This window comes from Luteimonas sp. AC640a, assembly GCF_979256585.1.
In genome coordinates this window covers 123,223-144,834 of record NZ_CEEDOV010000021.1, presented here as the reverse complement: position 1 = coordinate 144,834, position 21,612 = coordinate 123,223, and the positions used below count along the sequence as shown (strand labels likewise).

Below are 21,612 nucleotides of genomic sequence, written 5' to 3'. Positions count from 1 at the left end.
TCACGTCGGTGTGGGCCGCGGCGCGTGATTATTGGCTTGCGTGCAAGCGTCTTCATCACGCCGGCGCGGACGGTCGAGGCGCAACCTAGCGGCAAGCAGGCCGTCGGCTTGACAGGATCCTCCATGCACGCTGCTTCGAGGATGTCCCGCCGCTGGCTGCGCTTGCGCAGCCGGTTCGGTCGGTTGTCGCACCCCACCGTTTCCAACGACCTCGAGGCCGAGGCGCCGCTTCGTGCGCAGCTCTTCAGCGCCGAACAGATGGAGCTGCACGGCAAGGCGCTCGCGCTGACCCATCGCATCCACACCGGTCGCGTGCCGGACCGGCTGCTCGCACGGCTCAGCGACAACGCGGCGCTGCTCGAGGATGCGCGCACATTCCTGTCGCTGATGGTGCGCGACGATATCCGCATCACGCCGGCCGGTGAATGGCTGCTCGACAACTACCACCTGATCGAAGAGCAGATGCGGCTGGCGCGGCGGCATCTGCCCAAGGGATACAGCCGCGAACTGCCGGCGTTGTCACACGGCGCGTCGGCAGGTCTGCCGCGGGTTTACGACCTGGCGATGGAAGCGGTCGCGCACGGCGATGGGCAGGTGGATGCGGTCACGCTGAGCCGCTTCGTCGCGGCCTACCAGTCGGTCACGCCGCTGACACTCGGCGAGCTGTGGGCGATTCCGATCATGCTGCGCCTCGCGGTGCTGGAAAACCTTCGCCGCATGGCTGCGGGCGTCATCCGCGACGGCCGCGACCATCGACGCGCGCGGGGATGGGCCGAGCGTCTGAACGCCACGGCGGCTGAGGCGCCGAAGGATGTGGTGCTGGTGGTCGCCGACATGGCGCGCAGCCAGCCGCCGGCGACGGGCGCGTTCGTTGCGGAACTGACACGTGGTCTCCACGGCCGCGGCGCGCTGCTGTCGATGCCGTTGACGTGGATCGAGCAGTGGCTGACCGACACCGGTCTGCGAATCGATGCGCTGGTGCACGCAGAAAGCCAGCAGCAGGCCGCCGACCAGGTGTCGATCGGCAACAGCATCGGCAGTCTGCGCTTCCTCGCGAACATGGACTGGCGCGAGTACGTCGAGACCATGAGCCTGGTCGACGCAGCGCTGCGCGAAGACCCGGCGGGGACTTATGTCCTGATGGATTTCGCCACCCGCGATCATTACCGCCATGCGGTCGAGACGATCGCCAGGCGCTCCGGTGCCAGCGAAGTGCAGGTCGCGCAGACCACGGTGCAGTTGGCGCAGGCACATCCGGCCGACCGCATCGAGGCGCATGTCGGCTATTACCTGGTCGATGACGGGATCGACCGCACCGTGGCCACGCTCGCGTCCGCGCACGGACACCGCAAGGCGCGCATGGCGCCGCGTACCGTGCCGTTGCCGGTCTATCTGGCACTGATCGCCATCGTCGTGGCGCTGGCGACGACCGGCCTGCTTGGTCAATCGGGGGCGCACCTCGTGCCCTGGGTGCCGGCGTGGGTGCTCATCGTGCTCGGCCTGCTGGTGTTCAGCGAACTCGGCATCGCGCTGACCAACTGGCTGGCGACGGTCATCGTGGCGCCGAAGCCGCTGCCGCGTCTGGATTTCTCGCTGGGCCTGCCGGCGAGCGAGCGGACGCTGGTCGTCGTGCCCTGTATGTTCGGCGACATCGCCAGCGTCGATACGCTGGTCGAAGGGCTGGAGGTGCGGTTCCTCGCCAACCGCGATCCGCACTTACATTTCGCGCTGCTCAGTGACGATCTCGATGCCGACCAGCAGACGTTGCCCGGCGATGCTGCAGTGCTGGCGCACGCGTCCACGCTGATCGCGGGCCTCAACCAGCGCTATATCGCCGACAGCCCCGCGCCCGGTGGCGACCGGTTCTTCCTGTTCCATCGCCCGCGCACCTGGAACGCAGGCGAGGGACGCTGGATCGGCGAGGAGCGCAAGCGCGGCAAGCTCGCTGCGTTGAATGGCTTCCTGCGCGGCGCCGGCACGGGCGCGTTCCAGCAGATTGTCGGCCGCACCGAGGTGCTGGCCAACGTGCGCTACGTGATCACACTCGACACCGACACACGGCTGCCGCGCGACGCCGCGCGCGCGTTCGTCGGCACGCTGGCGCACCCGCTCAACCGCGCGGTGTTCGACCCGAAGCGCAATCGCGTGACCCGCGGCTACGGCATTCTGCAGCCGAGCGTCGGCAGCAGCTTCAGTGGCCGTCGCATCAGCCGCTACGCGCGCATGTACGGCAGCGAGCCGGGCATCGATCCGTACACGCGCACCGTTTCCGACGTGTACCAGGATCTGTTTGGCGAGGGCTCGTTCGTCGGCAAGGGCATCTACGACGTCGACGCGTTCGAGCAGGCGCTGCACGGCCGTTTTCCCGACAACCGCATCCTCAGCCACGACCTGCTCGAGGGCTGCCACGCGCGTGCCGGCCTGGTCAGCGATGTGCGTCTGTACGAGGACTACCCCGCGCGCTACGCCGCCGACGTCAAGCGTCGCCATCGCTGGATCCGCGGCGATTGGCAACTACTGCCGTGGGTGATGCCGTGGGTACCGACCGCACACGACGGCCGGGTGCGCAATCCGCTGTCGTGGCTGTCGCGCGGCAAGCTCATCGACAATCTGCGCCGCAGTCTGGTGCCCGCTGCGGCACTCGTGTTGCTGGTGTTCGGTTGGGCCACGCTTGCGTCGCCGCTGGCCTGGACGTTCTGGCTGCTGACCGTGTTCTTCGCGCCGGTGCTGATCCCGGCGCTGCGTGATCTGCTGTCGAAGCCGGCGGACATGCGCATCGACACGCACTTGCTGCAGGTGGGCGATGCAACCGGCCGTGGCCTGGTGCGGGCCACGGTCAACTTCGCCTGCCTGCCTTACGAAGCGATGTTCAGCCTGTCGGCCATCGCGCTGACCTTGTGGCGCACGCTGGTCAGTCGCCGGCATCTGCTGCAGTGGAACCCGTCGAGCGAGGTCGAGCGCTCGCTCGGCAGCGGCATGGCAGCGGAACTGCGCGCGATGTGGGGCGCGCCCGTGCTGTCGCTGCTGATCGGGCTGCTGGTGATGCGGACCAATCCTGCGGCGCTGTGGGTGGCCGGTCCGATACTGGTGCTGTGGGCAGCCTCGCCGCTGCTGATGGCATGGCTGGGACGCGCGCCGCCGCAGCGCAGTGCACAGCTGTCGACGATCGAGCTGGCGTTTCTCGGGCGTCTCGCGCGTCGTACCTGGGCGTTCTTCGAGGTCAACATCCGCGAAGAAGACCACTGGCTGCCACCGGACAACATCCAGGAGCATCCGTCGCTGGTCATCGCGCGGCGCACGTCGCCGACCAACATCGGCCTGTCGCTGCTGGCGAATCTTGGCGCCTGGGACTTCGGTTATCTGCAGACCGCTGCAGTCGTCCAACGCACGCAGCGCGTGTTCGCCACGCTCGATCGCATGGAGCGCCACCGCGGGCACTTCTACAACTGGTACGACACCGAAACGCTGGCGCCGTTGCCACCGCGCTACATTTCCACCGTCGACAGCGGCAATCTCGCGGGGCATTTGCTGACGTTGCGACAGGGCCTGCTCGGCCTGATCGATGCGCCGGTGCTGGCACCGCAGACTTTCGCGGGTCTGGCGCATACGCTCGGCGTGTTGCGCGAACTGCATGCGCAGCAGGTCGGGGCGGATCCGGCCTGGAACGTGGCGATCGAAGCATTCGATGCGCGTCTTTCGATCGCGCTGGCCACGTCGCCGGACACCCTGCGTGACGCGCTGGAAACGATTGAGGCGCTGGCCGCGCTCGCGTTGCCGCTCGCGGCGTTGTCGCCACCGGTCGATACCTACGATCCACAGGAAGATGCGCCGGCGCACTGGTCGGCGCGGCTGATCGACGCGTGCGAGCACGCGCGCCAGGCGCTGGCTGCGTGCCTGCCCGCATCGGCGGCCACAGCCGGCAGTCTGACCGCTGAAGACGGCGTGCCTTCCTTGCGTGCGCTGTGCGCGCCGGGCGTCGCCCCAGGAGTGCGCGCCTGGGCCTGTGCACAGGTCCATGAACTGGAGCGACTGGCCCATATCTCCGGCCAGTTCTCGTTGATGGAATACGGCTTTCTCTACGATCGCGCGCGGCATCTGCTGTCGATCGGCTACGACGTCGACAACCGCCGTCTCGACCAGGGCCACTACGATCTGCTGGCATCCGAGGCGCGTCTGTGCAGCTTCGTCGCGGTCGCGCAGGGACAGTTGCCGCAAGACACGTGGTTCGCACTGGGTCGTCTGCTGACCGAGGTCGATGGCGACGCGACGTTGCTGTCGTGGAGCGGCTCGATGTTCGAGTACCTGATGCCGCAGCTGGTGATGCCGAGCTATCCGGATACCTTGCTCGACCAGACCGCACGCCACGCGGTGCAGGCGCAGATCGCCTACGGCCGCCAGCACGATGTGCCTTGGGGCATTTCGGAATCCGGCTACAACACCGTCGATACGCGGATGAACTACCAGTACCGGGCGTTCGGTGTGCCGGGGCTCGGACTCAAGCGCGGACTCGGCGAGGATCTGGTGATTGCGCCCTACGCGACGATGATGGCGCTGATGGTCGCACCGGAAGCGGCGACGCAGAACCTGCAGCGGCTCGATGCGGCCGGTTTCTCCGGGCGCTTCGGCCTGTTCGAGGCGATCGATTTCACGCCCTCGCGCCTGCCGCGCGGTCAGACGCATGCGGTGGTGCGCTCGTTCATGGCGCATCACCAGGGCATGGGATTCCTCGCACTCGATCATCTGCTGCGCGAGCAGCCGATGCAGAAGCGCTTCGTCGCCGATGCCGAGTTCCAGGCCACGCTGTTGCTGTTGCAGGAGCGTGTGCCGCGCACCGGCGTGTTCCGGCCGCACGAGGTCGAGTCCGTCGGTATGCGCACCAGCAGCGGCGGTGACGAAACCCAGCTACGCGTGTTCCGCACGCCCGACACCACGCGGCCCGCTGTGCAGATGCTGTCGAACGGTCGTATGCATGCGCTGCTCACCAGCGCGGGCGGTGGCTATCTGCGTCAGCACGACATGGCGGTGGTGCGTTGGCGCGAAGACGGCACACGCGATCACTGGGGCAGCTTTTGCTATCTGCAGGATGTCGAGAACGGCGACGTGTGGTCGGCCGCCTATCAGCCGACCTGCGTGCCGGTGGAGCACTATGAAGCGATCTTCTCCGACGCCAAGGCCGAGTTCCGCGGTCGCAGGCGCGGCGTCGAAACGCATCTGGAGATCGCGATCTCGGCCGAGGACGACATCGAGTTGCGCCGTCTGCGCCTGAGCAACCGCTCGCGCCGCCCCCGCACGATCGAGATCACGACCTATGCCGAAGTCGTGCTGGCGCCGGCGATTGCCGACGAACTGCACCCGGCCTTCAGCAACCTGTTCGTGCAGACGGAAATCGTGCGCGACAAGCAGGCGTTGCTGTGCACGCGGCGCCCGCGCGCGCACGACGAAATCCCGCCGTGGATGTTCCATCTCGTCGCCGCGCACGACGCCGACATCGTCGACATTTCCTACGAGACCGATCGCGCGCGCTTCATCGGCCGCGGGCTGACGCCGCGTGATCCACTGGCGATGCGCAGCACGGGACCGCTGTCGGATACCGCCGGCTCGGTGCTCGATCCGGTCGTCGCGATCCGCGTCCGCGTGACGCTGGCACCGGAACAGACCGCGATCCTCGATCTGGTCACCGGTGTCGGTGGCGATCGTGACGCGTGCGCCGCGCTGCTCGACAAATACCGCGACCGGCGTCTGGCGGACCGCGTGTTCGATCTGGCGTGGACCCACAGCCAGGTCGTGCGCCGGCAGATCAACGCGACGCAGGGCGACGCGCAGCTGTACGAACGCATCGCGGGTCTTCTGACGTTCGCGCACCCGTTCCTGCGCGCAGACAGCGCCGTACTGCTGCAAAACCGCCGTGGACAGTCTGGCCTCTGGGGCCATTCGATCTCCGGCGACTTGCCGATCGTGCTGGTGCAGATCGCGGTCGCCGAGAACATCGAACTCGTCCGCCAGATGGTGCAGGCGCACGCGTACTGGCGCCTCAAGGGTCTGCAGGTCGATCTGGTGATCTGGAACGAAGACCAGGTGGGTTACCGGCAGGAACTGCAGGAGCAGATCCTCGGTCTCGTCTCGGCGGGGCCGGAAGGCAACGTGCTCGATCGTCCGGGCGGCATCTTTGTCCGGCCGGCGCAGCAGATCTCGCAGGAAGACCGCATCCTGATCCAGTCGGTGGCGCGGGTGATCGTGGGCGATCAGTACGGCACGCTGTCTGCGCAGGTGGCGCGGCATGTCACGCCGGCGCGCACGGCGCCGCTGCTGGTTGCAAGCGAAGGTCTGGCGCGCCTGGCCGCCGATGATGGCGACGACGCGCTCGAACGTCCCGTCACCGGTCTGCACGGGCTGCCGCCCGCGCGCGGTGATGACGCGCACGACGAGGATCCGTGGCCATTCGAAGCGGTAGCCGACGACATGCTGTTCGACAACGGCCTCGGCGCGTTCGCCGCCGATGGGCGCGAGTACGTGATCGTCCTCGAGGATGATGCGACGACGCCGGCGCCATGGTCGAACGTCATGGCCAATCCGAAGCTCGGCAGCGTGGTCAGCGAGAGCGGGCCGGGCTACACCTGGTTCGAGAACGCGCACGAGTTCCGGCTGACGCCGTGGCACAACGATCCGGTGTCCGACACCGGCGGCGAAGCGTTCTATCTGCGCGACGAGGAGAGCGGGCACGTGTGGTCACCGATGCCGTTGCCGATGCGCGGCCGCGGTGCATACCGCACGCGTCACGGCTTCGGCTACAGCGTCTACGAACATGTCGAGGACGGCATCGCCAGCGAGCTGTGGGTCTACGTCGGCCTGCGTGACGCGGTGAAATTCTCGGTACTGAAGCTGCGCAACCTGTCGGGTCGCGCGCGCCGGCTGTCGGCGACCGGCTACGTTGAATGGGTACTCGGCGATATCCGGGTGAAGTCGCAGATGCATGTGGTCACCGAGCAGGATGCGGCGAGCGGCGTGCTGACCGCCCGCAATCCCTACAACACCGAATTCGGCGGACGCGTGGCGTTCTTCGATGTCGATGGCGACCGACGCACATTCACCGCCGATCGCACCGAGTTCCTCGGCCGCAACGGCGGGTTGGACGATCCCGATGCGTTGCGCCGCGAGCGGCTGTCGGGCCGGCTCGGTGCGGGCCTCGATCCTTGCACGGCGATCCAGGTGCAGGTGGACCTCGCACCCGAACAGGCCACCGAGACCGTGTTCCGGCTGGGCATCGGCGACGACATGCATGCCGCGTTGCAGCTGGCCAGCGCCCTGCGCGGCTCGATGCCCGCGCACGATGCGCTCGATGGCGTGCGCCTGCACTGGCTGCAGACCCTCGGCGCGGTGCGCGTGGAGACGCCGGAGCCAGCGACCGATCTGCTGGTCAATGGCTGGCTGCTCTATCAGACGCTGGCGTGTCGCTACGTTGCGCGCAGTGGTTACTACCAGTCCGGCGGCGCGTTCGGGTTCCGCGACCAGCTGCAGGACACGATGGCGACCGTGCACGCGGTGCCGGCGCTGACCCGCGCGCATCTGCTGCTCAGCGCAGAGCACCAGTTTCCGCAGGGCGACGTGCTGCACTGGTGGCATCCGCCGGCCGATCGCGGCGTGCGCACACGCTGCTCCGATGACTACTTGTGGCTGCCGCTCGCGGCCTGCCGGTATCTGGAAGTCACCGGTGACAACAGCGTGCTCGACGAGCGTGTCGGCTTCATCGAAGGCCGTCTGGTCAACGCGGACGAAGAGTCCTACTACGACCTGCCGATGACCTCGGGACGCGTGCAGTCGTTCTACGACCACTGCGTGCTGGCGCTGGAACGCGGCATGGCGCTGGTCGGCGAACGTGGGCTGCCGTTGATCGGCACCGGCGACTGGAACGACGGCATGAACCGGGTGGGCGAGGGTGGCCGCGGCGAGAGTGTCTGGCTGGGCTTCTTCCTCTACGACGTGCTGCAGCGTTTCATTCCGGTGGCCACGGTGCGCGGTGATGCCGCGTTCGCCGCCACCTGCGTGGAGGCTGCGGATCGTTTGCAGGCCAATCTCGAACGAGAAGCCTGGGATGGCGGCTGGTACCGGCGCGCGTGGTTCGACGACGGCACGCCGATCGGTTCGCAGTCCAGCGACGAATGCCGGATCGACTCGATTTCGCAGAGCTGGTCGGTGCTGTCGGGTGCAGCGGAGCCGGCGCGTGCGAGACAGGCGATGGCGGCGCTCGACACGCATCTGGTCAAGCGCGAGGCCGGGCTGATCCAGCTGCTCGAGCCCCCGTTCGACAAGACCGCCCACGATCCGGGTTACATCCGCGGCTATGTGCCCGGCGTGCGCGAAAATGGCGGCCAGTACACCCATGCGGCGGTCTGGACGGCGATGGCGTTCGCCGCGCTCGACGATCGCGAGCGCGCATGGGAGCTCGCGCGCATGATCAATCCGGTGCACCACGCCGAGGACGCTGCGGGCACGTCGGTCTACAAGGTCGAGCCTTATGTAATGGCGGCCGATGTCTACGGCGTCGCGCCGCATGTCGGACGTGGCGGCTGGACCTGGTACACCGGTTCAGCAGGCTGGATGTATCGCCTGCTCAGCGAATCACTGCTGGGCCTGCAGCGTCGCGGCGACACCTTGCGGATCGAGCCCTGCATTCCCGACGACTGGCCCGGCTACCGGATGCAGTTGCGCCACGGCGCGGCGGTGTATCGCATCGAAGTCACACGCACGGATGCGGATGCGGATGCGGACGCGCCGCGGCTCACGCTCGACGGTGAGGTGCAGCCCGATCTGCAGATCGCGCTGCACACCGCCGATGCAGTGCACGAGGTTGTCCTGCACTGGCCGCGACGTCCGGATGGCGGGATCGGCTGATGGGGATTCGCATCGAACTCGAGAGTGCGCTCGATGCCCTGGCCGGCATGATTCCGGTCTGGCGCGAGAAGCTGCGCGATGCGGATGCGTTCTGGCCCCAGTTCGATGCGCTGTCGGCAAAGATCCTCGCGCGGGCACGCGATGGGGACGAATGGGCCGCGGTGCAGGCGCGTCTGAAGACGATGCTCACCGACGCAGGCTGCGTGCGGCCCGGCCGTCGTTGAGCAAAAAAAAAGGGGCGGCTTCCGGGCCGCCCCTTCTTCAATCCTGAATTCGCGAACTCAGAATTTGTAGTTCACACCCAACAGATACGTGCGGCCCCATTCGAGGTTCTCGAGCGGCCGATCGCGCGTGCCGGCGTAGGTGCGATACGCCTCGTTGGTCAGGTTGTTGGCCTGCAGCAGCAGGGTCAGGCCGTCGAATGACGAGCCTTCGCCGAAGCTGTAGCTGATCTGCGCGTCGGTGATGTTCTCGCCGACGACGTAGCGCAGCGTACGCGCACCGTCGAAGTTGCCGATCTCGCCGATGAAGTCCGACCGCCGACGCTGGCTGACGCGTGCTTCGAAACCGTCGCGCTCGTAGTACGCCGTCAGGTTGTAGACCCGCTTCGACAGGCCCGGCAGATCGATCGGACCGCTGCCGACGCTGTTGGCGCTTTCGGGATCGAAGATCTGGATGCTGCTGTCGTTGAAGCTGGCACTGGCCACGATGCCGAAACCGCGCAGCGACTCGGTCCACAGGTCGAACGGCAGCGACGCTGTCAATTCGAGACCGCGCAGCGTGCCGCCTTCGCCGTTCTGCGGCGCGGTGAAGTTGCCGATGGTCTGCACGGGCGGTGAATTCGGCGGCGGCACATAGCTGGCGACGAAATCGGAGAAGTCGTAGTCGTCGCGCGTCTGCGTGTAGATGTAGGTGCGCAGGTCCTTGTAGAAGAACGCCGCGGCGACGTAGGCGCGGTTGCCGAAGTATTTCTCCCACGACACGTCGAACGCGTAGGCGCGCCACGGATCGAGCAGCGGATTGCCGCCGCTGCCGCCGGGCCGGCCGGTCGCGGTGTCGACACCGAACTCCAGAGAGGAACGCAGCTGGTCGACGCGCGGACGCGCGACCTGCTCCGCCAGGCCCACGCGCAGCGTGTGCTCGCCCGGCAGCTGGAACGCGAGGTTCATGCTCGGCAACACATCGGTGTAGGTCTTGCCCGATTCGAACGGACGCACGTTGCTGCCGGCCGGCTGCGTCGAATCGAAGTAGCGCGACGCGGACGACTGGTCAACGCGCTGGATCTGCACGCCGACGTTGCCGGTGACCGTGGCTGCGCCCCACTCGGTGCTGAGATTCGCGCGGGCGAAGGCGCTGGTGATCTTCTCGCTGACCGTCCAGGCCTTGGGAATCAGGTAATCCAGATCCTCGGTCGGCTCGAACACCATGTAGCGCGCGACCGCGGCTGGCACATTCCAGGCCGGGATGTAGCCGACGCCGGCGAAGCCGAGATCGACCAGCCCGTACTGCAGATCGCGGGCGATGGCGGTGTCGCCCTGCGGGCCGAGCGTGATGTTGCCTTCGGGCTGGCGCTTCGACTTCTCGCGGTCGGTGTGGTTGAGGCCGAAGTCGAAATCGGACAGCCAGGTGATCGACTCGGGCGCAGGCACGGTCAGGCCGATGCGCGCGGCCTTGAGCTCGTCTTCCACTTCCGGCGTCTTGCCGTAACCCGAGCCGTAGATCGTATTGGTCAGGAACAGCTGCTCGGGATTCGAGTAGTCGAGACCCGGCGCGAGCTGGGTGAAATCATCGCGGCGGATGTCGAGTTCGATTGTGTCGAACGACGGATTCGGCAGACGCTGGGCATTGTTCTCCAGGCTGATCTCCGAGCGCTTGGCCTTCGACCAGCTGATGTCGGTGAACAGACGTGCGCGTTCGAAGTTGAACTCGTTGCTCCAGCCCACGGCCGAGATGCGGTCCTCGCGATGGTTGTAGATGCCGCGCACCAGCGGATACACGCCGCTCAGCGTGCCGCCGGCGAAGCTGCCGTTCTCGCTGGTGCGCACGTTGCTGTAGACGCATTCCGGATTGCAGGGGAACGAGCCGTTGAACTGCGTGTTGACCTCGAACTGGTTCGCGGTGTCTTCCTGCTCGGCACGCGAATGGAACATGTCCAGCGTGCTGGTCCACGCGTTCGAAGGCCGGAACTGCAGCGTCGCCATCACGCCGTCGCGCTTGGTATAACCGGTGCGGCGCAACGCCTTCATCCCGTCGGTCGCCCAGGTGCCGGGCGCAAGGCCCGGGCGGGCATCGGTCTTCCACGGCTCGTAGAGGCCGACCTGGTTTTCCTGGATCGGCGCATCGCTGTGCGAGTAGCCGATCGAGAAGCCGAAGCGGCGATCGGCGGACTGGCCGATCCAGCTGCCGCTGATGCGATTGCCGAAGGGATCGGTCTTCGCCGCTTCGCCCAGCGAATTGCGCTGGTAGCGACCGTTGAGGGTGATGACCGACTCGTTGAAGTTCAGTGGCCGCACCGTCTGCATGTCCAGCGTGCCGGACAGGCCCTGGCCGAACAGGCCGGCATCGGGCGTCTTGTAGACGGTCACGCCACTGACGAGTTCGGACGGGTACTGGTCGAATTCGACGCTGCGGTTGTCGCCGGTGCTGACCATCTCGCGGCCGTTGAGCAGCGTGGTCGCGAAGTCGGGCGACAGGCCGCGCACGCTGATCACCTGCGCGCGTCCGGCGACGCGCTGCGCCGACAGGCCGGGCAGGCGCGCGATCGATTCGGCGATGCTCACGTCCGGCAATTTGCCGATGTCTTCGGCCGAGACCGCTTCGACGATCGACGTCGCATCGCGCTTGATCGAGATCGCACTCTCGATGCCGCGACGGATGCCGGTGACCTTGACCGCATCGAGTTCGGTGGCCTCGTCCGCGGCGGCGGTATTCGAGGAATTGGTGGTGGTCTGTGCGTGCGCGCCAGCGGCGAGCATCAGCAGTGCCGACGACAGCGCGGCACTGAGTAGGTTGCGATCGAGCTTCGACATCTCCCCTCCCAAGGGTGTCCAGCGGACAGCAGTATTTCTTCGTTGGTGCCGTCGACGACCGCCGTGGGGCAGGGCGTGGATCGGTTCGCGGCCATGGTAGTCGCGCGTTTGCCGGCCGGACGCGCGCTGCATACGTATTCATTGCGTCGCACTCGCAGTGATGTCATCGCGGGTGGTGAGCGCACACGTCGCGTGGCGTGTCGGTGTCCGCGGAAACCGTTTTCGTCGTGCGCCGCTCGCGCGCGGTTGCTTGCCTTGCACATCGCCGACGACCGGCCCGTCGCAGTGCGTCCGTTAGCATCGCGGCATGTCTTCACCCCTGACCGCGCCACTCGCCGCCGCATTGCGCCGCTGGGTGCTGGGCGTGTTTCCGCGCGGACAGAGCGGCATCGATTACGACGCGCCGGCGGGCGACGCCGGTCTGTTTGGGCCGGACAGCGCGACCTGGCGCGTGCATGCGGATTTCCCGGGCATGCTCGCCGGCGGCCTGTGTGCACTGATGCTGCAGGCCCTGCATCCGCAGGTGCTCGCGGGCGTCTGGGATCATTCTGACTTCCGCGATGATCTCGTCGGCCGCCTGCGGCGCACGACCGGGTTCGTCGCCGGCACCTCGTTCTCCGGGACCGCGGAAGCGGAGCGGCTGATCACGCGGGTACGCACGATCCACACGCACGTGCGTGGGACCACTGCAGATGGGATGCCGTACGCGGCGAGCGATCCCGCGCTGCTGTCGTGGGTGCATGCGAGCGAGGCCTACGCGTTTCTGCAGGGCTTCCGCGCGTATTCCGGTGTCGAGATACCGGGTTCCGCGCAGGACCGCTACTACGCCGAGGGCCATCGCGTCGCCGCCGCGTTGGGGGCGGTCGAGATTCCGGCGAGCCGCGCGGCGATGGCGGCGTACTTCGACGCGGTGCGGCCGCAGTTGCGTTATGACGATCGTGCGCGCGAGGTGTTGCAGGTGCTGTCTCGCATCCGGCTGCCGGTACCGGGCGCTGCGATTTCGCGTGGATTGTTTCTCGGCGCGGGCGCGGCGTTGTTGCCGTCATGGGCGGAGCGGATGCTCGGCATCACCACCTTGCAGCGTGCGCGGCATCGCGCCTGCGCGCGCGCCTTGCGCGGCCTGGCGCCGCTGTTCCACATCGCATTGCCCGATAGCGCCGGTGCGCGCGCCTGCAGGCGCGTGGGTGTATCGCCGTCGATCCTGCGCACCTGGCCACAGGGACCGGCGCACGCCGGCTGATGCCGCTCAGTCGACGGCGTGCAGGGTCGCGAAGTACACGCCGTGCGCAGGCAGGTGCAGGGTGCCATCGCGCAGTTCGCCCATCGGTAAACCATGGCCTTCCATCGGGGGCGCGGTCTGCGGCATCTGCCATTCGACAGGCGATGCAGACAGATTGAACACGACGAGCACCCGCACGCCGTCTTGTTCCCGCACGAAGGCCAGCACCGGCTCCGGCGCGTCGAGGAACGAAATGCTGCCGGTACGCACTGCGGGCTGCGTCCGCCGCCACTGCAGGAAGCGACGCGCGTGTGCCAGCACCGAGTCGGCATCGGCGTCCTGCGCGGCCACGTTCTGCGCGCGGTGCGCGTCGGCAATCGGCAGCCAGGGCGTACCGCTGGAGAAGCCGGCATCCGCATCGCCAGTCCACGGCATCGGCGTGCGGCAGCCGTCGCGGCCCTTGAAGTTCGGCCAGAAGGTGATGCCGTAGGGGTCGCGCAGCGCCTCGAACGGCACGTCCGCTTCGGTCAGGCCCAGCTCCTCGCCCTGGTACAGACACACCGAACCACGCAGCGTGCAGACCAGCGCGATCATCTGGATCGCGAACGCCGCACCGGCGTCGCCGCCGCCCCAGCGCGTGACGGCACGGACGACGTCGTGATTGGAAATCGCCCAGCACGGCCAGCCGTCCATCGCGCTTTCGAGCCGCTGCACGGTGTCGCGGATGTAGCCGGCGCTGAAGTCCTCGACCAGCAGCTCGAAGCTGTAGCCCATGTGCAGGCGGCCGGGACCGGTGTACTCGGCGGTCGTCGCCAGCGAGTCCTCCGAGGAGATTTCGCCGAGCGCGGCGACGTCGGTGTAGCCGTCCATCAGCACGCGCAGGCGTTCGATGAAGCCGATGTTCTCCGGCTGCGTGTTGTTGTACCAGTGGTACTGGAACGCGTAGGGATTGTCGGGCGAGAAACCGCGGCCGATGCGCAGCGCTTCGGGCTTGGGCGGGTTGTCGCGCAACTGCGCGTCGTGGAAACAGAAGTTGATCGAATCGAGACGAAAGCCGTCGACGCCGCGGTCGAGCCAGAAGCGCACGTAGTCGAGCGTCGCCTGCTGCACGTCGGGATTGTGGAAGTTGAGATCCGGCTGGCTCGACAGGAAATTGTGCAGGTAGTACTGCCGGCGCCGCGGCTCCCACTTCCACGCCGGGCCGCCGAAGATCGACAGCCAGTTGTTCGGCGGCGTGCCGTCGGGGTTCGCATCGGCCCAGACGTACCAGTCGGCCTTGGGGTTATCGCGCGATTCGCGACTTTCGCGGAACCAGTCGTGCGCGTTCGAGGTGTGGCTGAAGACCTGGTCGATCATGACTTTCAGGCCGAGCGCATGCGCCTTGGCGAGCAGCGCGTCGAAGTCGGCCAAGGTGCCGAACATCGGATCGACGTCGCACTGGTCGGCGATGTCGTAACCGAAGTCGTCCATTGGCGAGCGGAAGAACGGCGACACCCAGATCGCATCGACGCCGAGCGAGGCGACGTGATCCAGGCGCGCGATGATGCCGGGCAGATCGCCCACGCCATCGCCGTCGCTGTCCATGAAGCTGCGCGGATAGATCTGGTAGATCACCGCGCCGCGCCACCAGGGACTCTCGCTCATCGCCGCTCTCGTCTCGCGCCGGCCGGGCGCGCAGCGAAAGTAGTGCATCGCACGGCGCCGGCGAAAGCGCGCGATGCGCCTGCGTGCGATGAATACGTATGCAGGTCGCGGCGCGTCGCGACACGCTCGTTACCATGCAGCCATGCACGCACCGGCGTTGGTGCGACGCAGCGGTCCTTGGGAGGGGAGTCGCAGCACATGCGCAACGCGAAACCGCAGCTGTCGTTTTGGCAGATCTGGAACATGTGTTTCGGCTTTCTGGGCATCCAGTTCGGATTCGCCCTGCAGAACGCCAACGTCAGCCGCATCTTCCAGACGCTCGGCGCGGACATGGAACAGGTGCCTGGTCTGTGGATCGCAGCGCCGCTGACCGGCCTGCTGGTGCAACCGGTGATCGGCTACTTCTCCGACCGCACCTGGACGCGCCTCGGCCGTCGCCGCCCGTATTTCCTGTGGGGCGCGGTGTTCTCGACCGCGGCGCTGCTGGTGATGCCGAACTCGCCAGAACTGTGGATCGCGGCCGGCACGCTATGGGTGCTCGATGCGTCGCTCAACGTGTCGATGGAACCGTTCCGCGCTTTCGTCGGTGACCAGCTGGCGCCGAAGCAGCGGCCGACCGGCTATGCGATGCAGAGCTTCTTCATCGGCGTGGGTTCGGTCGTCGCCAGCGCCTTGCCGTTCGTGCTGGCGAAGTTCGGTGTCGCCAATACCGCGGGGCCCGGCGAAGTGCCCGACACCGTGCGTTACGCGTTCTACTTCGGTGGCGCCGTGCTGATCGGCGCGGTGCTGTGGACGGTGCTGCGCACGCGCGAGTACCCGCCCGAGGCGCTGGCCGCGTTCGACGATGCGCATCCGCCCGGTACCGTCGCGGGGGGCGATGTGCCGGTGCCGGCCGCGATCGGTGGGTTGCCGTGGTTGCTGGCCGGTATCGCCGGCGTGGCGCTGGTCTGGGCGATGGGCTGGGACCGCATGCTCTACGTGCTCGCTGCACTGCCGCTGGCCTATGGCCTGTTGCGGCTTCTGGCTGTGGCGATGGGCGGCGGCATGGTCGCGGCGATCGCCGGCGACCTGCATGCGATGCCGACGACGATGCGCCAGCTCGCGGTGGTGCAGTTCTTTTCCTGGTTCGGCCTGTTCGCGATGTGGATCTACACGACCGCCGCGGTCGCGCAGACCCACTACGGCACCACCGATCCGCAGTCGGCCGCCTACAACGAAGGCGCGAACTGGGTCGGTGTGCTGTTCGCCGCCTACAACGGCTTCGCCGCGATCGCGGCCGTCGCGATTCCTTGGATGGCGCGGCGTCTAGGCCTGCGCATGACCCATCTGGTGAATCTGTGGCTGGGTGGCGCGGGTCTCGTGTCGATCGCCTTCATCCGCGATCCGCAATGGCTGCTGCTGTCGATGGCCGGCGTCGGCTTCGCCTGGGCCTCGATCCTGTCGCTGCCGTACGCGCTGCTGTCCGACAGCCTGCCCGCGCACAAGATGGGCGTGTACATGGGCATCTTCAATTTCTTCATCGTCATTCCGCAGCTGGTCGCGGTGAGCACGCTGGGTTTCCTGCTCGGCCACGTATTCGGTGGCGCGCCGATGCGCGTGCTGATGCTGGGCGGCGCGAGTCTGGCGATCGCCGGGCTGTGCGCGTTGCGCGTCTCACGGCCACTGTCGGAGCAGGCGGTGCGATGACATCGAAACCGAGGAGTGATTGCATGACCCGAGCGTTGACCGTCGCTATCGCCGCGCTGTTGAGCGCCTGCAGCCATGCCGGAGACGTCCGCGCCAGCGACACCCCGGCCGGCGACGCACTCTACGGCACGCGCGAGCCCTTCGCCGCACACGCGGTCTATTTCGTCGTCACCGACCGCTTCGTCAATGGCGACACGTCGAACGACCAGCGCGAGCAGGGCGGTGCGCATCGCACGTTCGACATCCCGGTGCGCTGCCCGGACGGCATCGACGGCAACATCGGCTATCTCGGCGGCGACTTCCGCGGCGTGCTCGACAACGCCGGCTACATCCGCGACATGGGCTTCGGCGCGGTGTGGATCACGCCGATCGTCGACAACCCGGACGAGGCCTTCACCGGTGGCGATCCGGTCGCCTGCGGCAGCTCGCTGACCGATCGCGGCAAGACCGGCTATCACGGGTACTGGGGCACGAATTTCTACGCGCTCGACGAGCATCTGCCGAGCACCGGTCTCGATTTCCGCGGCTTCACCGACGGCATGCGCGCGGCGGGGCTCAAGACCGTGCTCGACATCGTCAGCAATCATGGATCGCCTTCGTGGACGATGCCGACGCAGCAGCCCGGCTTCGGCCAGATCTTCAATGCGCAGGGCCGCCTGATCGCCGATCACCAGAACCTGCCGCCGCAACAGCTCGATCCCAAGGGCAATCCGTTGCATGCGTTCTACAACGCGACCGGCGTGGTCGATGCCAAGGACGGTTCGATCTTCGACGGCAACCTCGCCCAGCTGTCGGACTTCGATGCCGCCAATCCGGCGGTGTTCGAGTATCTCGCCGGCGCCTACGAACAGTGGATCGGGCAGGGCGCCGACGCGTTCCGCATCGACACCATCGCCTGGATGCCGCACGCGTTCTGGAAGCGCTTCGCCGATCGCATTCGTGGCCAGCACCCGGGCTTCTTCATGTTCGGCGAAGCCTTCGACTACAACGCAGAGAAGATCGCCGAACACACTTGGGCTTCGAATGGCGGCGTGAGCGTGCTCGACTTCCCGATGAAGCGGGCGATGGACGAGGTCTTCGCCGGCGATGCCGGCTTCGAGCGCCTCGCGCCGGCCCTGCACCTTGAACGTGGGCCGTATGCCAATCCCTACGATCTGGCGACCTTCTACGACAACCACGACATGCCGCGCATGGCGGCCACCGATAACGGCTTCATCGACGCGCACAACTGGCTGTTCACCGCGCGAGGTATTCCGGTCGTCTACTACGGCTCGGAAACCGGCTTCATGCGCGGCCGCGCCGAGCACGCCGGCAACCGCGCGTACTACGGACAGGATCGCGTCGACGCCGGCGCGCAGAGTCCGATCCATGCCGCGCTGACCCGTATCGCGAATCTGCGCCGAGACACGCCCGCGCTGCAGCGCGGCCTGCAGCTGGTGCTCGATCTCGAGGGCGACCACGCCGCGTTCTATCGCGTGCTCGGCGATGGCGATGCCCACCAGACTGCGCTCGTGCTGCTCAACAAGGGGGATGTGCCATGGCAGGCGCGTCTGGAGGCGACGCAGGTCACCGATGGCGACTGGCGCGATGCGATGGACGACGGGAGGGTGACGGTCGAGGGCGGCCTGTCGCTGGACATGCCTGCGCATGGCGTCCGTGTATTGCTGCGCGACGAGATCGCAGTGCCGGCTGCGCTGCGTGCGCGACTGCAAACGTCGATGGACCGACGCCTGGGCGGGCCCGAAGCCGCCACCGACTGACCGGGCACGCGATACGGCGGGCGATCACCGCCGCGCCGTCGACTCCCGCACGACCAGCGACGTCGGCATCCGCAGACTCTCCGCCGGCTCGCCGATGACCAGCTTCATCAGGGTGTCGACCAGCAGCTCGCCCGCGGTCAGAGTGTCCTGCACCACCGTCGTCAGCGCCGGTGTCGTCATGCGCGCGGCGGGGATATCGTCGAAGGCGGCGATCGCGAGGTCGTCGGGCATCCGCAACCCATGCTCGGCGAATGCGCGCATCGCGCCGATCGCGATTAGATCACTCGCCGCGAACACCGCATCGAACGGCAGGCCACGCCGCAGCAGTTCGGTCGCCGCTGCATAGCCCGAATCCTCCGCGCTTTCCGCATCGACCTGCAGCGCACGCTCCATCGGCAGGCCGCGCGTCTGCAGCGCCGACTCGCACCCCAGCCAGCGATCCAGAAATTCCGGATAGCGGCTGGACGCATCACCGAGGAACGCGATGCGTCGATGTCCCAGGTCGGCGAGATGCGCGCCCACCAGCGCACCGCCGCCGGCGTTGTCGCAGCCGATCGAAATGCCGGGCTGTCCCGGCAGCACTGCGCCCCAACGCACGAACTGCGTGCCCTGTTCGACCAGCGTGCGCAGCTTGCCCTGGTAGGCCAGGTAGTCGCCGTAACCGAGCAGGATCAGCCCGTCGGCCTTGTGGCTGTCGCCGTAATCGGCGTGCCAGTCGTCGGAGAGCTGCTGGAACGAGATCAGCAGGTCCTGCCCATGCCGCGCGCAGGCGCGGGTAATCGAGCCGAGCATCGGCAGGAAGAACGGATTGATATGCGACTGGTCGCTGGTCGGATCCTCGAACAACAGCAGCGCCAGCGTGCCCGACTGCTGCCGGCGCAGGTTGGACGCGTTCTTGTCGACCTTGTAGTTCAACTCCCGCGCGATCCCGAGGATGCGCTCGCGGGTCTCGCGGTTGACCGACGGATGACCCCGCAATGCGCGCGAGACAGTCGGCTGCGACACGCCGGCGAGGTGCGCGATGTCCAGCGAAGTCGGTTTGCCTTTGATCGTCATCGCGTGGGTGCGGGAGGAGTCGGCTCGATCATGCCATGCGGGGCGAATCCGGCGTCCGACGCAGGATCCGAGAGTCAGAGCTGCGGCGGTATACGTGCGGGACGCAGACTCACGCGGCCGTGCACACCAGCGCCAGCGCGCCGGGCAGGGTCAGAACCGCCACGCGGCGATCACCGCGCAATCCCGCCCGAAGCGCGCCACGGCCGCTTTCTGCGTTACCATCGGTGTCCGTTCTCCCGCATACAGGTGGCCCGCGGCAACGCCGGCCGAGCGTGCGACATGCGCACTACCACCGCCCAGCGCTGACCGCCCCGAGGCCTCCTGCACAAGGCGCCCTCCGGCGCTTTTTTTGTGGCCGCCACGCGGCTCGCGGACCGATGCCGGCCCGCTCCCGACACTTCCAGATTCCGGTTCCCATGATCACGATCACGCTCCCCGACGGCAGCCGCCGCGAATTCGAACAGCCCGTTTCCGTCCTCGAGGTCGCCCAGTCGATCGGCCCGGGCCTGGCCAAGGCGACAGTCGCCGGCAAGGTCGATGGCCGACAAGTCGATGCGTCCGATCTCATCGACCACGACGCGACGCTGCAGATCCTGACCCCGAAGGACGCCGAGGGCGTCGAGATCATCCGCCACTCCTGCGCGCATCTTGTCGGCCATGCGGTCAAGCAGCTCTACCCGGACGCGAAGATGGTCATCGGCCCGGTGATCGACGACGGCTTCTACTACGACATCTACAGCGAGCGGCCGTTCACGCCCGAGGACATGGCTGCGATCGAAAAGCGGATGGTCGAGCTGATCGACACCGAGTACGACGTCATCAAGAAGATGACGCCGCGCGCCGAGGTCATCGAAACGTTCAAGGCCCGCGGCGAGGACTACAAGCTGCGCCTGATCGACGACATGTCCGCCGACATCACGCAGATGGGTCTCTACCACCATCAGGAATACGTCGACATGTGCCGCGGCCCGCACGTGCCGAACACGCGTTTCCTCAAGGCCTTCAAGCTCACGCGCATCTCCGGCGCGTACTGGCGCGGCGATTCCAAGAACGAACAGCTGCAGCGCATCTACGGCACCGCCTGGGCGGATTCCAAGCAGCTCAAGGCCTACATCCAGCGCATCGAGGAAGCCGAGAAGCGCGACCACCGCCGCATCGGCAAGCAGCAGGAACTCTTCCATCTGCAGGAAGAAGCGCCGGGCCTGGTGTTCTGGCATCCGAAGGGCTGGGCGCTGTGGCAGGTCGTCGAGCAGCACATGCGCGGCGTCTACCGCGACAGCGGCTACGGCGAAGTGCGTTGCCCGCAGATCCTCGACGTGTCGCTGTGGCAGAAGTCCGGCCACTGGGACAACTACAAGGACAACATGTTTTTCACCGAGTCGGAGAAGCGCACGTATGCGGTGAAGCCGATGAACTGCCCGGGCCACGTGCAGATCTTCAATCAGGGACTGCACAGCTACCGCGACCTGCCGATCCGCTACGGCGAGTTCGGCAGTTGCCATCGCAACGAGCCCTCCGGCGCGCTGCACGGCATCCTGCGCGTGCGCGGTTTCACCCAGGACGACGGCCACGTGTTCTGCACCGAATCGCAGATCGAATCCGAAGTCACCGCGTTCCACCAGCAAGCGCTGGCGGTCTACACGCACTTCGGCTTCGACGACATCCAGATCAAGATCGCGCTGCGTCCCGAATCCCGCCTCGGCGACGACGCCACCTGGGACAAGGCCGAAGCCGCGCTGCGCAATGCGCTGTCGGCCTGCGGCGTCGCGTGGGAAGAGCTGCCGGGCGAGGGCGCGTTCTATGGCCCGAAGATCGAGTACCACCTCAAGGACGCGATCGGCCGCACCTGGCAACTCGGCACGATGCAGGTCGATTTCATGATGCCCGGCCGCCTTGGCGCCGAGTACGTCGACGAGCACAGCCAGAAGCAGGTGCCGGTGATGCTGCACCGTGCGATCGTCGGTTCGATGGAGCGTTTCATCGGCATCCTGATTGAGCACCACGCCGGCGCGTTCCCGGCCTGGCTGTCGCCGGTGCAGGCTGTGGTGATGAATATCACCGATGCCCAAGCGGATTTCGTGGAGACGGTTCGGAAATCCCTTGCAAATCAAGGGGTCCGCATCGAGGCCGATTTGCGGAACGAAAAGATCGGCTATAAGATTCGCGAGCACACGCTGCAACGGGTACCGTATCTGCTCGTGATCGGGGATCGCGAGAAGGAAACCGGTACCATCGCCGTTCGGACGCATTCCGGTGAAGATCTGGGCTCGATGCCGATCGACGACTTCGTTGCCCGCCTTCGCGCGGCGCCCGTTCCAGCATGAGTCCT

9 protein-coding genes are annotated in these 21,612 nt (G+C 67.0%); 6 read left to right on the top strand and 3 right to left on the bottom strand.

The window, feature by feature from the left end:
* Positions 1 to 141 precede the first annotated feature (141 nt).
* On the top strand, positions 142 to 8,889 hold the full coding sequence (locus ACZ9YD_RS15455) for a glycoside hydrolase family 94 protein (protein ID WP_465076163.1): 8,748 nt from the start codon (positions 142 to 144) through the stop codon (positions 8,887 to 8,889).
* The gene (locus tag ACZ9YD_RS15450) at positions 8,889 to 9,113 is read left to right on the top strand and encodes a hypothetical protein (RefSeq protein WP_465076162.1); all 225 of its coding nucleotides are present in this window, start codon (positions 8,889 to 8,891) and stop codon (positions 9,111 to 9,113) included. Before ACZ9YD_RS15455 ends, ACZ9YD_RS15450 begins: the two co-directional genes overlap by 1 nt.
* 57 nt (positions 9,114 to 9,170) lie before the next feature.
* On the opposite strand, the gene ACZ9YD_RS15445 is transcribed toward ACZ9YD_RS15450, so the two are convergent.
* Positions 9,171 to 11,918, bottom strand: a complete 2,748-nt coding sequence (locus tag ACZ9YD_RS15445; protein ID WP_465076161.1) for a TonB-dependent receptor — start codon at positions 11,916 to 11,918, stop codon at positions 9,171 to 9,173.
* A 307-nt stretch (positions 11,919 to 12,225) separates the two neighbouring features.
* Here ACZ9YD_RS15445 and ACZ9YD_RS15440 point away from each other — a divergent pair, with 307 nt between their 5' ends.
* Positions 12,226 to 13,158 carry an oxygenase MpaB family protein gene (locus tag ACZ9YD_RS15440; RefSeq protein WP_465076160.1) on the top strand — a complete coding sequence of 311 codons (933 nt, stop codon included), beginning with the start codon at positions 12,226 to 12,228 and terminating at the stop codon, positions 13,156 to 13,158.
* 6 nt (positions 13,159 to 13,164) lie between these two features.
* Here ACZ9YD_RS15440 and ACZ9YD_RS15435 read toward each other — a convergent pair whose 3' ends face one another.
* Positions 13,165 to 14,781: an alpha-glucosidase family protein gene (locus ACZ9YD_RS15435; RefSeq protein ID WP_465076159.1), complete on the bottom strand. Its 1,617-nt coding sequence runs from the start codon at positions 14,779 to 14,781 to the stop codon at positions 13,165 to 13,167.
* Positions 14,782 to 14,979: 198 nt separating this feature from the next.
* Between ACZ9YD_RS15435 and ACZ9YD_RS15430 the strand changes: the two genes are divergently transcribed.
* Positions 14,980 to 16,467 (top strand): MFS transporter, encoded by a 1,488-nt coding sequence (locus ACZ9YD_RS15430; protein ID WP_465076158.1) that lies wholly within the window; start codon positions 14,980 to 14,982, stop codon positions 16,465 to 16,467.
* Between the two features lie 23 nt (positions 16,468 to 16,490).
* Positions 16,491 to 18,227, top strand: a complete 1,737-nt coding sequence (locus tag ACZ9YD_RS15425; RefSeq protein ID WP_465076157.1) for an alpha-amylase family glycosyl hydrolase — start codon at positions 16,491 to 16,493, stop codon at positions 18,225 to 18,227.
* A gap of 24 nt (positions 18,228 to 18,251) precedes the next feature.
* Here the strand turns inward: ACZ9YD_RS15425 and ACZ9YD_RS15420 are convergent, their stop codons facing one another.
* A complete protein-coding gene (locus ACZ9YD_RS15420) occupies positions 18,252 to 19,283 on the bottom strand; it encodes a LacI family DNA-binding transcriptional regulator (RefSeq protein ID WP_465076156.1) in 1,032 nt (343 codons plus the stop codon).
* Positions 19,284 to 19,699: 416 nt separating this feature from the next.
* On the opposite strand from ACZ9YD_RS15420, the gene thrS reads away from it, so the two are divergent.
* Positions 19,700 to 21,607 carry a threonine--tRNA ligase gene (gene thrS / locus ACZ9YD_RS15415; protein ID WP_465076155.1) on the top strand — a complete coding sequence of 636 codons (1,908 nt, stop codon included), beginning with the start codon at positions 19,700 to 19,702 and terminating at the stop codon, positions 21,605 to 21,607.
* Positions 21,608 to 21,612: the final 5 nt, after the last annotated feature.

Coding starts and splice junctions, on each gene's coding strand:
- ACZ9YD_RS15430 (WP_465076158.1), top strand. CDS start 14,980: ATGCGCAACGCGAAACCGCAGCTGTCGTTTTGGCAGATCTGGAACATG.
- ACZ9YD_RS15435 (WP_465076159.1), bottom strand. CDS start 14,781: ATGAGCGAGAGTCCCTGGTGGCGCGGCGCGGTGATCTACCAGATCTAT.
- ACZ9YD_RS15445 (WP_465076161.1), bottom strand. CDS start 11,918: ATGTCGAAGCTCGATCGCAACCTACTCAGTGCCGCGCTGTCGTCGGCA.
- ACZ9YD_RS15455 (WP_465076163.1), top strand. CDS start 142: ATGTCCCGCCGCTGGCTGCGCTTGCGCAGCCGGTTCGGTCGGTTGTCG.
- ACZ9YD_RS15425 (WP_465076157.1), top strand. CDS start 16,491: ATGACCCGAGCGTTGACCGTCGCTATCGCCGCGCTGTTGAGCGCCTGC.
- ACZ9YD_RS15450 (WP_465076162.1), top strand. CDS start 8,889: ATGGGGATTCGCATCGAACTCGAGAGTGCGCTCGATGCCCTGGCCGGC.
- thrS (WP_465076155.1), top strand. CDS start 19,700: ATGATCACGATCACGCTCCCCGACGGCAGCCGCCGCGAATTCGAACAG.
- ACZ9YD_RS15420 (WP_465076156.1), bottom strand. CDS start 19,283: ATGACGATCAAAGGCAAACCGACTTCGCTGGACATCGCGCACCTCGCC.
- ACZ9YD_RS15440 (WP_465076160.1), top strand. CDS start 12,226: ATGTCTTCACCCCTGACCGCGCCACTCGCCGCCGCATTGCGCCGCTGG.